The sequence below is a fragment of the Micromonospora sp. HM5-17 genome (genome assembly GCF_003762835.1).
Taxonomy (GTDB): Bacteria; Actinomycetota; Actinomycetes; order Mycobacteriales; family Micromonosporaceae; genus Plantactinospora.
In genome coordinates, this window is the sequence record NZ_RJWA01000020.1 from 1 (window position 1) to 12,938 (window position 12,938).

The 12,938-nt window shown below is 57.2% G+C and carries 11 protein-coding genes; 9 read left to right on the forward strand and 2 right to left on the reverse strand.

Going from position 1 to position 12,938, the window contains the following annotated elements; all coding sequences use genetic code 11:
- From EF879_RS26525 to EF879_RS26535, 3 genes are all read left to right on the forward strand, one after another.
- A partial coding sequence (locus EF879_RS26525) for a replication initiation protein (protein ID WP_010993828.1) occupies window positions 1-1,452 on the forward strand: 1,452 nt, incomplete at its 5' end.
- A gap of 283 nt (window positions 1,453-1,735) precedes the next feature.
- Window positions 1,736-1,996 (forward strand): hypothetical protein, encoded by a 261-nt coding sequence (locus EF879_RS27080; RefSeq protein WP_148086566.1) that lies wholly within the window; start codon window positions 1,736-1,738, stop codon window positions 1,994-1,996.
- 331 nt (window positions 1,997-2,327) lie between these two features.
- Window positions 2,328-2,948 (forward strand): recombinase family protein, encoded by a 621-nt coding sequence (locus EF879_RS26535; protein WP_023022028.1) that lies wholly within the window; start codon window positions 2,328-2,330, stop codon window positions 2,946-2,948.
- Between the two features lie 305 nt (window positions 2,949-3,253).
- On the opposite strand, the gene EF879_RS26540 is transcribed toward EF879_RS26535, so the two are convergent.
- A complete protein-coding gene (locus EF879_RS26540) occupies window positions 3,254-4,432 on the reverse strand; it encodes an IS256-like element IS1249 family transposase (protein WP_005323424.1) in 1,179 nt (392 codons plus the stop codon).
- A 449-nt stretch (window positions 4,433-4,881) separates the two neighbouring features.
- Window positions 4,882-5,571: a PolC-type DNA polymerase III gene (locus EF879_RS26545; protein WP_023022049.1), complete on the reverse strand. Its 690-nt coding sequence runs from the start codon at window positions 5,569-5,571 to the stop codon at window positions 4,882-4,884.
- A gap of 516 nt (window positions 5,572-6,087) precedes the next feature.
- Between EF879_RS26545 and EF879_RS26550 the strand changes: the two genes are divergently transcribed.
- The 6 genes from EF879_RS26550 (at window position 6,088) to EF879_RS27085 (ending at window position 12,480) form a co-directional block, all read left to right on the forward strand.
- Window positions 6,088-7,272: an Nramp family divalent metal transporter gene (locus EF879_RS26550; RefSeq protein ID WP_011272788.1), complete on the forward strand. Its 1,185-nt coding sequence runs from the start codon at window positions 6,088-6,090 to the stop codon at window positions 7,270-7,272.
- A gap of 20 nt (window positions 7,273-7,292) precedes the next feature.
- The gene (locus EF879_RS26555; protein ID WP_011117483.1) at window positions 7,293-7,718 is read left to right on the forward strand and encodes an NUDIX domain-containing protein; all 426 of its coding nucleotides are present in this window, start codon (window positions 7,293-7,295) and stop codon (window positions 7,716-7,718) included.
- Window positions 7,719-7,736: 18 nt separating this feature from the next.
- On the forward strand, window positions 7,737-11,087 hold the full coding sequence (gene mobF, locus EF879_RS26560) for a MobF family relaxase (RefSeq protein WP_011117484.1): 3,351 nt from the start codon (window positions 7,737-7,739) through the stop codon (window positions 11,085-11,087).
- Between the two features lie 143 nt (window positions 11,088-11,230).
- Entirely contained in the window at window positions 11,231-11,497 is a 267-nt protein-coding gene (locus EF879_RS26565) for a ribbon-helix-helix domain-containing protein (RefSeq protein ID WP_011117485.1), read from the forward strand.
- 129 nt (window positions 11,498-11,626) lie between these two features.
- Window positions 11,627-12,217, forward strand: coding sequence for a ParA family protein (locus EF879_RS26570; protein WP_010993829.1), 591 nt, complete (start codon window positions 11,627-11,629; stop codon window positions 12,215-12,217).
- Entirely contained in the window at window positions 12,214-12,480 is a 267-nt protein-coding gene (locus EF879_RS27085; protein ID WP_011117486.1) for a hypothetical protein, read from the forward strand. The genes EF879_RS26570 and EF879_RS27085 overlap by 4 nt, the downstream gene beginning before the upstream one ends.
- The last annotated feature ends 458 nt before the right edge of the window (window positions 12,481-12,938 follow it).

Here is a 12,938-nt window from a genome sequence, read left to right on the forward strand (position 1 = left end):
ATGAGTTTACAGACTCATGCGCAGAATGCGCACACTAAAACACCTACCCGCGTCGAGCGCGACCGTGGTGGACTGGACAACACCCCAGCATCTGCCAGTGACCGCGACCTTTTACGCGATCATCTAGGCCGCGATGTACTCCACGGTTCAGTCACACGAGACTTTAAAAAGGCCTATCGACGCAACGCTGACGGCACGAACTCGCCGCGTATGTATCGCTTCGAGACTGATGCTTTAGGACGGTGCGAGTACGCCATGCTCACCACCAAGCAGTACGCCGCCGTCCTGGTCGTAGACGTTGACCAAGTAGGTACCGCAGGCGGTGACCCCGCAGACTTAAACCCGTACGTCCGCGACGTGGTGCGCTCACTGATTACTCATAGCGTCGGGCCAGCCTGGGTGGGTATTAACCCAACTAACGGCAAAGCCCAGTTCATATGGCTTATTGACCCTGTCTACGCTGACCGTAACGGTAAATCTGCGCAGATGAAGCTTCTTGCAGCAACCACGCGTGTGCTGGGTGAGCTTTTAGACCATGACCCGCACTTTTCCCACCGCTTTAGCCGCAACCCGTTCTACACAGGCAAAGCCCCTACCGCTTATCGTTGGTATAGGCAGCACAACCGGGTGATGCGCCTTGGAGACTTGATAAAGCAGGTAAGGGATATGGCAGGACACGACCAGTTCAACCCCACCCCACGCCAGCAATTCAGCTCTGGCCGCGAACTTATCAACGCGGTCAAGACCCGCCGTGAAGAAGCCCAAGCATTCAAAGCACTCGCCCAGGACGTAGACGCGGAAATCGCCGGTGGTCTCGACCAGTATGACCCGGAACTTATCGACGGTGTGCGTGTGCTCTGGATTGTCCAAGGAACCGCAGCACGCGACGAAACAGCCTTTAGACATGCGCTTAAGACTGGCCACCGCTTGCGCCAGCAAGGCCAACGCCTGACAGACGCAGCAATCATCGACGCCTATGAGCACGCCTACAACGTCGCACACACCCACGGCGGTGCAGGCCGCGACAACGAGATGCCACCCATGCGCGACCGCCAAACCATGGCAAGGCGCGTGCGCGGGTATGTCGCCCAATCCAAGAGCGAGACCTACAGCGGCTCTAACGCACCAGGTAAAGCCACCAGCAGCGAGCGGAAAGCCTTGGCCACGATGGGACGCAGAGGCGGACAAAAAGCCGCACAACGCTGGAAAACAGACCCCGAGGGCAAATATGCGCAAGCACAAAGGTCGAAGCTTGAAAAGACGCACCGTAAGAAAAAGGCTCAAGGACGATCTACGAAGTCCCGTATTAGCCAAATGGTGAACGATCAGTATTTCCAGACAGGGACAGTTCCCACGTGGGCTGAAATAGGGGCAGAGGTAGGAGTCTCTCGCGCCACGGTTGCTAGGCATGTCGCGGAGCTAAAGAAGAGCGGTGACTATCCGGACGTTTAAGGGGTCTCATACCGTAAGCAATATACGGTTCCCCTGCCGTTAGGCAGTTAGATAAAACCTCACTTGAAGAAAACCTTGAGGGGCAGGGCAGCTTATATGCTTCAAAGCATGACTTCCTCTGTTCTCCTAGACCTCGCAACCCTCCGCCATAACCTCACCGAATTCAAAGTGCGCTGGCTTGCCCATATTGAGGAATGGAAAGCAGAAAACCGACCAACGACTAGCTCAATGCTTGTTCGAATAGGCCGCACTCATGTCGCGGGGGCGGCCTATTGTCGAGACCATGAGCTTCCTTACCGAGTACAACGAACCCCGCGACCTGAGCCTGATTGATACTTCTCCCGCCAAGCTGGAGGGGGATTGCTACGAAGTGGCCAGCGCTTTGCGCGCCGCCGCCCGCTTTCTCGAAGTCCTCAACCAACTACCGGGCACTCCCGCAGTGCGTGACTGGCAAGGCGACGCAGATGAGCTAATAAACATCGCGAAGGCGCTTACCGATGACGCCGCAGAGTTTTTTAGCGACCAAGACTCGCAACAAAACTAACGTCCCGCTCCTGTTGCGGAACCACGTCGCGTGGTTATGCTCTTGGTTAGTCAGTAGTGCTGGCAAGGGGGCTTAACTTATTTACCCTCCCGAGTAAGCCCCTTTGGTTGCCCCGCTGGCACAGAGGGAGCCATCCAGCGCGTGCATGATAGGGGCACGCTCTGGGTGGCTTTCCCTAAGAGTCCAAGCGTTACTTACTTACGGTGTGGGCCAGACCGCAGCTGCTTCCAACAACGTTCTCCCAGTAAGGAGCTTTCTAGGGTATACGCTAAGTGAACAGTTTGGGAATTACATGCATCGTGTTTAATTCACTGTTCGCTAGGGTGGGTTTATGAGTAATGAAACAGAACCGTCACTACCTCTAGACATTCCCGAACAACCAGAGGTGGTTACGGGTCAAAAAATCGGTTACGCGCGTGTGAGTTCCAAAGACCAGAATCTTGACCGACAGTTGGCGGCGTTGAAGAAGGAAAAAGTCTTCCGCGTCTTCACCGACACGGTGAGTGGTTCGTCTACCCAGCGCCCCGGCTTAGATGGGGCGCTTAATTATGTGCGTGCCGGCGATCAACTCATTGTGGTGAGCATGGACAGGCTTGCCCGCTCGCTTATCGACCTCCACCGACTGGTCGATGAACTCGCCGAACGCGGAGTATCCGTGAAGTTTTTGAAGGAGGGGCAGACCTATTCATTAGATTCCAGTCCGGTGGCCAAGCTCATGCTCGGTCTACTCGGGTCGGTGGCGGAGTTTGAGCGTTCGATTATTCGTGAGCGCCAGGCCGAAGGTATCGCGAAAGCCAAGGCGCGCGGTGTGTATAAGGGGCGGGCGAAAGTCCTCAACGAGGAACAAGTAGTGCAGGCGCGCGAGTGGGTGAGCGAGGGGGTTCCGAAAGCGGAGGTTGCCCGCCGCTTCGGCATTGGGCGCACCACACTGTATAAGTACCTCACCCAATAACCCTAAACGGTCAATGACCACACTTAGATTTTGAATAAATGCAGGATGTAGGGCACTTCTTCACAATCTCAGGGTGTGTGCACACCCGGTTGATACAGTACTAATGGTCCACAAACACCCCGCCTTGCGTGGGTGTGTGGCTTCCTCGTCGGTGCGCGGTTGGTCCGCGCGTTCACGTGGGCTGTTTCCGTGCGTCTTGTTAGGCGAGGGGACGACCCTACGACGTAAGGGAGGTAGACGATGGGTAGACACTCATTGGAGGGTTAAGGGTCAAAATGTGTGTCTGGCTCGGCGTGTCGCGGGGGTTAGATTTGGCCTTTTTGAATGCCGATTGAGTGGGTGTAGTCGGTGTCGATAGCGTTGTCGTAGAGGGCTGGGCGTCCTGTTTCGTGGTCGGCTTGGTTCTCGGTTTGGGTCAGGGTGGATACTTTGGCGAGTTGGCCCTGGCCCCAGTCGGACTGCCTGGCGATTCGTACTGGATCGTCAGGCAGTTCCGTTTTTAAGTAGAGCCACCAATCCAGCATGCGGCGTTGTCGTTCGCCTGATCTGCCGCGGTGGGTTCTGGCGAGCAGTTTGAGCTGGGCGTTGATGCCGCCTTCTAAGCTGTTGGTGGTGGATTTGATCCGCTCGGGCGCAAGGACTCCTGCTGGCGGGTTGAGGTAGACAAACAGCATCTCGGACCGCCAAAGATGGTTGAGGCTGTTGTAGGCCTTGCGCACGTTGTGGTGGGTCCACACGCGGGTCCATGCACCTGTTTTGGGGTCTTTGATCATGGTTTTCTCGTTCATCCATTCCCGGTAGATCGTTGAAAACTCGTGCAGTTGCACACCCCACGCGGCGGCTTCATCCAGTGTGGTGATCCGGGTCAGTTTCAGCGCAAGTCGGTAGATGGTGCGCCCGGCATCGGTGCGTGGGTTGGTGGTGGTGTAGCGGCGGACCACGCGTTGGGCGTGGACGAGGCAGCGTTGAATTTTCGTAGTCGGCCAGCACTTTTTGATTGCGCTGTATGCGCCTTGGCCGCCGTCGATGACGGCGATGAGTGGGGCTTCGATGCGTTCAAGCAGCAGTTGGTAGTCGCGGGTGGTTTCGTGTTTGCACCAGTGCCAGGCGATCACGTGGTCGATGGTCGCCGCGACGATCAGGCAGCCACCGGCGGTGTAGGTGCCATCGAGAAATACCTGGTCGTAGATCCGCTTGTGGTGGCCGGCGGTGGGGTCAGGCACATCAACGAGCCAGCACCACTTGAAGCGCCGCTTCATGGTGGCGCGGCTAACACCGTTTCGTTTGGCTAGGTCGTCGAGTGATATTGCGGTGGTGCAATGCTCGATGAACTGGGTGAACACTGCCGCGTTGGTGATGTCGTTTCGACGTTTGACGCTGGAGGCGCCGCATTGTTTGCAGCGCCATCTGGTGGTGCCTTTGCTGGTGGTGCCGTTGCGTTTCATTTCACCGCCGCAGTGGCAGCGTGGTTGGTTCTTCGACATTGCGACACCACACCACGCCGCGCATAGCACATCACGGCTGCCACACCGAGGATTTCCCGTCGGGGGCTAGATATATGCTTCCGGAGCATATACTTTCCGGAAACCTACAGGTCAATCCGTGAAAATCCGCGATTCCGGACACACTTTTTGACCCTTAACCCCCCAGTCTGACTGCGTGCGCGACAATCAGGCTGTTCGTCTTTAGTGTAGGCAGCGCGCGCAGCAGCTGCAAGAACTACGAGTAATACGCGGCACTATACCTATTGTTATAGGTATTGCTATGGGTTTAATTCCTGCTGGTAGTAGCCGCTTATGGCCGATGCTTATGCCGGTAGAGCAAGGGGAGGAGTACGCCAGCTACCGCACGATTAACCTGCGTCAGGTTGCTTCTGCTGGGCGTAACCCGGTCTCTGTGGAGATGTGGGAGCACCCCTAGCCAGAGCACGGGATTAGCGGCGTGTGGCGGTGGGCTTGCAAGGTAGTCCCCAGCCGGTGGTGTGGGCGGCGTTGAAGGTGACGGCCTGGTCGATGATTTGGCGTGCAATCTTGGCCGCTTCGCGTCCGAAAAGTTTGTTCAGCATCTGTCCGGTGGCGGTCGCGTCGGCGATAGCCGCGTGGGACTGCGGGTTATTCAGCCCAACATGGTCAAGCAGGGAAGCGAGTTTGTAGGAGCGCAGGGACACCATTTGCTTAGCCAGGGCGATGGTATCTACGAATGGGAAGTACACGTCCTCCCCGTCTGGGATGATGCGCTCGGCTTCAGCAAGAATCATCTTGGAATCAAATGGGGCGTTGTGTGCCATGAGCACCAGCCCATCTACACGTGTGGCGAACTCGGTGTAGACCTCTGGGAAGGTGGGGGCGTGGGCGACATCAGCATTGGTGATGCCGTGGATGTGGGAGTTTTTAATCTGCTTGCCGTCAGGATTAATCAACGTGTGCCACTGGTCGACAAGCCGGAAAGATTCATCAAAGCGGGCGACGGCAATTTCAATGATGCGGTCGTAGCGCTTGTTAAACCCCGTGGTCTCTGTGTCAATGACGGCAAAGACTGGCCTGCCCGCCTGCGGGTGGGCAGCGTTGTCTAGAGCGTTGTCTAGGTGGGTGAGAGTCTCGCGGAGTCGGTTGAAAAAGTTCATGCCCACCACACTACGGAGTGTCCCGGACACGCCCTGGTGGGCGTAGAGGGGAGTGGGCGGATGTGTCAGGTCGTCGAAATTGGGGAGAGGTTTATTTTTGGATTGTTTTTCTTTTCTCGTGGGGCAGTGAGAATGCGTGTGTGCCTTGAGTAGTGGAGTGTTTGGTGGCAACCAAATCTATTGATTTGGGCGGCAGCCCAACGAGCCGCAAGGCGAGGCGGGAGCCTAAACCGTAACCCGTAGTGAACGGTTTTGTTGGTTGATCACCCCTGGGTATAGAGATACAGGGATATAGTTATAAGCCACCTGTGAAAATAGATAAACGTGCAGGTTAAACCCTGTGAATAACTGCCTCAATGAGGGTAAATCAGCGCACGCGTGAGGGTAAATCAGCGCACGCGTGAGGGTAAATCAGCGCACACTTGGTCAGGACAAAATGAAAGCACCCCCCTGGCTTGAACATATGGCGATGAAAACTAGACTTCAAGTAGTTGAACTTTTGGTATGGAGATGCCTATGCGTAAGACCTTAATCAGCCTCACCGGCCCCGCCTTCGTTGCTGCAGTGGCTTACGTCGACCCCGGCAACGTAGCCGCCAACATCAGCGCCGGCTCCCACTACGGCTACCTCCTGGTGTGGGTACTCGTCGTGGCCAACCTCATGGCCATGTTCATCCAGTACCACTCCGCCAAACTGGGCCTAGTCACCCACCGCTCCCTGCCGGAAATCATGGGCGAGCGTCTCTCCCGCCGCGCGCGCCTAGGCATGTGGGCCCAGGCCGAGCTCATCGCCGCGGCCACCGACCTCGCCGAAGTCATCGGCGGCGCCATTGCCCTGCAACTCCTCTTCAACCTCCCCCTGTTCGCGGGCGCGCTCATCATCGGCGCGGTCTCCATCATTCTCCTCATCTTCCAGAAGAAGAACCAGTGGTTCGAGGGGCTTGTCATCGGCCTGCTCCTGGTCATCTGCATCGGCTTCCTTGCCGGCCTCGCCATCGCCCCGCCCGACCCCGCCGACGTGGCCGGCGGCCTCATCCCCCGCCTAGAGGGCAAGGACAGCATCCTGCTGGCCGCCTCCATGTTGGGCGCCACCGTCATGCCGCACGCCATTTACCTACACTCCTCCCTGACCAAGCAGCGCTACCCCGACCTGGAAATCCCCCACGTGCTGGCCGGCACCCGCGCGGACATCGCCGTGGCGCTGTCCATCGCCGGGCTCGTCAACGTGGGCCTGCTGGTCCTGGCGGGCTCGGCCCTCTACGGCGTGGACGGCACAGAGACCATCTCCGGGGCCCACACGGCGATTGCCAGCCACCTCGGCCCGCTGGCCGGCGTTCTCTTCGCCATCGGCCTGCTGGCCAGCGGCCTCGCCTCGACGTCAGTGGGCGCCTACGCCGGCTCCGAAATCATGGACGGCCTGCTTCACATCAAGGTCCCCCTACTAGTCCGCCGCCTGGTCACGCTCATCCCGGCGCTGGTCATCATCGGCTGCGGGGTCGACCCCACTATGGCACTGGTGGTCAGCCAGGCACTTCTTTCCCTGGGCATCCCCTTCGCCATCATCCCGCTTTTCCGCTATGCCGGCTCCCGGGACGTCATGGGTGAGTTCGCCGCGAAACCCTGGTCTATGGCCGTGGGCTGGACGCTTGCCGCGCTGGTCATCGCACTCAATCTCGCCCTCGTGCTCCTGCCGCTGCTCTAGGCCGCCTACAATCAGCAGCCATGATTGAAGTAGCAGCCGTCGTCATCCGCAACCCACAAGGCCACGTGCTTACCGTGCGCAAGAAGTCCTCCACCAAGTACCAACTGCCCGGCGGCAAGCCCGAGGCGGGCGAGGCGCTTGTCGACGCCGCCCTGCGCGAAGTTGCCGAAGAAGTAGGCCTCACCCTCGATGCCGAGAGCCTCAACAAACTCGGCACCTTCGACGCTCCCGCCGCCAACGAACCGGGCGAGGTCGTCGTCGGCACCATCTTCACCTACACCCGCACCGTCACCGCCGACGAACCCCATGCCGCCGCCGAAATCGGCGACACCGCCTGGGTCAACCCAGCAGCCCCTGACCGCGACCTATGCTCGCTGGCGCGCCCAGTTTCATGGTACATTTGCAACAAGTTGCCCAATGGGGTGTCCAGGTGGTCGCCGTGGTGATTGACAGGAGGTGGCGGCGTGCTGACTATCGCGAAGATGGGTGCACATTCCGTGGCCTATTATCAGTCCACGGTTGATGAGAATCGGGGGCCGGATTCGTACTATTCCGAGGACGGAAAGCAACCGGCTTCGGTGTGGCTTCGGGGTGAAAAACTCTCCGAGGTTTCGGCATTTTTGGGCACTGACAACGGTGCGATTGTGTCGGGAAAAACGGTTGAGAATTGGTTCAATAAGGCGGTTGCTCCGAGCGGTGCGGGGCTTGGAAATGCTCCGCGAAAGGATAGTGTTCCAGGCTTCGATCTGACTTTTTGTGCGCCGAAATCTGTCTCCTTGTTGTGGGGTATGGGTGCAGATTCTGACGTGCGTGGCATCGTCGATGAGGCCCACCAGGCGGCAGTATCCCAGGCGCTGGATTACTTGTCGGAGCATGCCGGCTACACGCGAAAGCAAGTAAAAGAGCCGGCCGGAAAACGTCTTGTCGTTGAAAAGTTGGCGGGTATTTCGGGCGTGAAATACGAGCACCGCACTTCACGTGCGGGCGACCCGCACGTGCATTCACACGTGTTGTTGGCGAATAAACAGCTATGCCGAGACGGCAAAGTTCGCACGCTCGATGGGGTGAGTTTGTACCATGAGGCGCGCGCGGCAGGCATGGTGTATCAAGCCACGGTGCGTGAAATCTTGAGCCAGAAACTCGGCGTGGAGTTCGGCGACGTGGTCAATGGATGCGCTGAAATTGTCGGTCTTGATGACCCAGAATTGATTGCGTCGTACTCGACCAGGGCGCGTGAAATCGACCAGTGGCAGGCCGACAATGGGCTTGAAACCCGTGCGGCCTATGAGCGTATCGCGCAGAAAATTACCCGGCGTACCAAGGACACCGACACCCCACTAGAGGAGTTGGAAATCGAGTGGGCGCGTGCTGAACACGGCGCGCAGGTGCGTGAGTTTGTGGCCGGACTTGAGCCGAAAAATGAAGCAGATGCGCGTGAATCTTCCGAGGATTTCTTGCCGAAACCGTCCCAAATTTTGGCGGAAGTTGCCGCAGAACGCTCCACGTTTACCCGCGCTGATGTAGCCGAGAAAGTAGCAGAACTTATCCGCCCCGGTGCCATATCCCCGGAGGATATGACGGTTACGGTTGAGGGGCTGGTTGATGCTGCGTTGGCTGCGCACGGTACATGGTCGGTGACCCCGGAGAAGTCCCGCGAGCTGGATAGTACCCAGCGTGAAGGTTCGCAGAAGTACACCACTGTCGAGGTGGTCGACGAGGTTGAACGTGGCGTTGATATGGCTACCGCGCGCGTGGAGCGCGGGGTTACCGCCGAGTCGATTCAACCGGTTGAGGGTGAGCTTTCGCCTGCGCAGGCTGATGCTATGCGCGCGGTTGTCGGCTCTGACTATTTGGCTTCTGTGGTGGTCGCACCGGCTGGTGCCGGTAAAACGTCTTCACTTAAATCTGCACATCACGCATGGAATATGGCGGGCAAGCATGTTATTGGTCTAGCTCCCACCGGCAAGGCGGCGGATGTGATGGTCGGTGAGAATGTGGCTGATGAATCCATGACGATTGCGCGTGCTTTTGTTGGCACAGACGATCTGATACCGGAGCATACAGCGGTGAAGCTGGGCTGGAACCGGGACACCGTTGTGGTTGTTGATGAAGCCGGTATGGTGTCTAACCCCGATACGATCCGTGTGCTGGAGACTGCCACTGCTGCCGGCGCGCGCGTGGTCTTTGTGGGAGACCCAGAACAATACTCGGCGGTGAAAGCTCGTTCTGGCTTGCTGGCTACCTTGTCTCATGAATTGCCTGATGCCGTTGAGCTACGCGAGGTGTTCCGCCAGCGTGATGCGGGTGAGCGTGAAGCATCGAAGTGGCTGCGCGGTGGCGAGGAAGCAGACGTTTCTCGTGCCGCCGAGTGGTACATGCAGAACAAGCGCCTGCACGCAGGATCGGTTACGGCAATGATGGACGATGCGTTGGCCGGGTGGCGTGATGATACTGCCGCAGGAAAGCAGTCCTTGCTGGTTGCAGCAACCCGCGACCAGGTCACTGCGCTCAATGCTGCGGCGCAGAAGATTCGCGCCGAGCGCGGCGAGATTAACCCTGAGCACCGCCTAGGTCTGTCCGATGGACTGACAGCCGGTGTCGGTGATGTCATCCTGACTCGTCGCAACGATGCGAAGTTGGTGACCAGCAACGGCGATGTTGTCCGCAATGGTCAACGCTGGGTCGTTGATTCCATCGGGAAAGACGGTTCCATTACGGCCCGACGGTGTGATGATGATTTAGCCACTGTGACACTAAACCGCGACTACCTCGATAAACACACCCAGCTGGGCTATGCCGCTACTGGGCATAGTTCCCAAGGCGCGACCGTGGATGTGGCCCGCGTTGTTGCTGGTGTGGGCAACCTAGATAAGTCCAGTGTTTACGTTCCTATGACCCGTGGGCGTGAGGGCAACTTCCTCTATATCGCCGAGACCCAGCCGGGAGATACCGAGACCGGGCATGGCCAGGTGAGCCAGATTATCCGTCGTGAGTCTGACGAATACGCCCGCGACCTGCTGGTGTCCGCAGGAATGCGCGAGCAAGGCGATAAGACACCCCAGGCGCTGTTTGGGCAGGCCAAGCAGGATTGGGAGCTGACCAAACTCGTCAACCAGCCTTCCCAAACGGATACCGATAACCCGTTTTTCGGCACCGACATGGGTGAGTACATGCGCAGCTTTGCCGCTAAACGCGAAGCGCGCTTTGCTGACTTCCATGCTCGCGCCCAGGCCAACAACGCCGATGAGGTGCCAGAACCGGAATCAGGCAACGAGTACAGCGTTACACCGTCCAATGACGCCGTGGAGCGTATCGATGCCGAGATAGAACGGGTAAACACTCAGCTTGAGACGCTGCGTGGTGAGTACGACCAGGCTAACCAGCAGGTTGAACAGCTCGGACAGCAGTATTCCAAGCAAGATGCTGTAGTGCGCGAGTTCGAGGACACGAAGAACTCGAGGGGCTTTTTCGGCAGGCTACGCCACGGCAACAACGACCAGGCCCTCCTAGACGAAGCAATCACCGTGCGCGACAAGGTAGCTGCATCCTATGACCAGGCCGTGGACTATCGCGACAGCTTTACAGATCCGATTCGCCAGCTTAAGACCGAGCTAGACGAACTGCGCTCCCAACGCAGCGACGAGCAGGCGCTACAGAACACCCTGGACGTCCTCGACTCACTCGGTATTAGTACCACCGCAGATGATGAGATGCTCGCCCGGTTCCACCAGCAAGCCGCCACAGATAGCGACTACGACAGCGACCAAGACAACTGGCTCGATGACACCCCGGAGAACGACAGCCCGGAACTGTAGAAAATTTCGCGCGCCCTTGTGGACTCCGGACATATGGTAAACAATGTTTACGAAAGCAAATAACGCTCACGAGAAAAAGAGTAGGACTGCCAAAGACAGTACGTAAACAATGTTTACGACAGGCAAGGGAAGGACTTACGTCAATGGTTCAAGGACCCCACCCCTCCGGGCGCGTGGTATCTGTACGCATGCCAGAGGACATCATCGAGCGCCTAGACACACTGTGTGCTCGCACCGGACGCAGTCGTGGTTTCTACCTCAAGATGGCAGTAACAGCGATGCTGCCCCAATTGGAGGGATACCACTGGGAACACGTCGCTGCGGACTTCGAAGAAAAGAGCATTGAAAACGAGTTTTACCGCATCATGCTTGCTGGACTTTCTGCCGAGTCTGACGATAAAGAAAAATAAAAGTGCTATCTGCCTGCTCTTTTGTCTTTACAGGCACCTGTAAAAATGTATTACTGTAAACCTGTAAAGCAGTATTTACTTAAACCTGTAAAGTGGTAGGGGCAATGATTTATACACCTAGGAGAAGCCATGATCATTACCGCCATTAACGCCAAAGGCGGCGTTGGCAAGACCACCACAACGATGTTTCTTGCCACGGTTTTCGCCCACCGAGGAAAGACCGTGACCGTAACCGACCTAGACCGGCAGGGCTCGGCACTGGAATGGTCTGAACGCGCAGAGGATGGAGGTGATCCTTTACCGTTTGAGGTTGAGCTGTCCATCCCCAAGCGCGTCGATAGGCAAGCAGCGCTCGTCGGAGACGATGAGTTCATGTTCATCGATGTGCCGCCAGGAGACGAGAACGCTATCGAAGCAGCAATCGCAGTCAGCGACTTCATCATTCTTCCGACCCGTTCTGCTGCTGCCGACCTCTCCCGAGTATGGGAGCTGCGCGACGCAGTCAACGGAACACCTCATGCAGTCTTACTGACGTTCGCCAGGAAAGGCACCAGCGCCCTTGACGCGGCACGAGAAGCGCTCGACGCGGAACACATGCCGCACTTTAAAACCGAAATCCCGCTACGCGAAGATATGCACCTAGCGTTTGGATACTGCCCAGGCCCCGACATGCACGGCTACGACCACGTCGCCGACGAACTCATGGAGATGATGAAATGAGCACCAGTAAAGAACGCGCCAGGGCGCAGCAAGGCCCGCGAACCTCAATGAAAAAAGCCACGAAGCTAACTCCAGCAGCCGAGAAGAAAACAGTGCGAAGCGCATTCCACCAACCCACAGGCCGCGACTACGTCAAGAAGATGACGATTGAAATCGACCGCGACCTTCACGCAGAACTTAAAGTCATCGCCGCCCAAAAAGGCGTGACCATCCGCGAGATTGTTAGCACCTACCTCGAAGAATACGTCCACAACAATAAATAAAGGTTTACAGGCATACAGCAATACAGTAATACAGGTTTATGGCACCTGTATTACTGTATTGCTGTATACCTATTGCTCTGGATAATTCGCCACCGTATGGGTAAATCTGCGCACGCTTTTTCTGCGTATCGGTAAATCAGCGCAGAGTGTGTGGTAAATCTGCGCAACCGCTTTCGTTGTATGCGTAAATATGCGCAGCCTGAACTGGGAAAAGTCCCGTGATGGTAAATCTGCGCAGACAGCCCTGTGCAGCTGAAACGCGGTTACGTATAGCTTGCCATATGTCTAGCCATACGTAACCGCAGGTAAAAGGCATATTTTTCGCGTGTCATGGCTAGTAAATAACACCGGTGTCATTTAGAGTCAGGGAAAGACAATGAAAAACGAAGAAAGCCACCGGGCGGCAACCCGATGACTTTCGCTTATCACCCAGCACACACCTGGGAGAAAGCACGGTC

Excerpts from the sequence above, each read along its gene's own strand:
- EF879_RS26550 (WP_011272788.1), top strand. The coding sequence starts at position 6,088 with ATGCGTAAGACCTTAATCAGCCTCACCGGCCCCGCCTTCGTTGCTGCA.
- EF879_RS27085 (WP_011117486.1), top strand. The coding sequence starts at position 12,214 with ATGAGCACCAGTAAAGAACGCGCCAGGGCGCAGCAAGGCCCGCGAACC.
- EF879_RS26555 (WP_011117483.1), top strand. The coding sequence starts at position 7,293 with ATGATTGAAGTAGCAGCCGTCGTCATCCGCAACCCACAAGGCCACGTG.
- EF879_RS26540 (WP_005323424.1), bottom strand. The coding sequence starts at position 4,432 with ATGTCGAAGAACCAACCACGCTGCCACTGCGGCGGTGAAATGAAACGC.
- EF879_RS26545 (WP_023022049.1), bottom strand. The coding sequence starts at position 5,571 with ATGAACTTTTTCAACCGACTCCGCGAGACTCTCACCCACCTAGACAAC.
- EF879_RS26565 (WP_011117485.1), top strand. The coding sequence starts at position 11,231 with ATGGTTCAAGGACCCCACCCCTCCGGGCGCGTGGTATCTGTACGCATG.
- EF879_RS26535 (WP_023022028.1), top strand. The coding sequence starts at position 2,328 with ATGAGTAATGAAACAGAACCGTCACTACCTCTAGACATTCCCGAACAA.
- EF879_RS27080 (WP_148086566.1), top strand. The coding sequence starts at position 1,736 with ATGAGCTTCCTTACCGAGTACAACGAACCCCGCGACCTGAGCCTGATT.
- EF879_RS26570 (WP_010993829.1), top strand. The coding sequence starts at position 11,627 with ATGATCATTACCGCCATTAACGCCAAAGGCGGCGTTGGCAAGACCACC.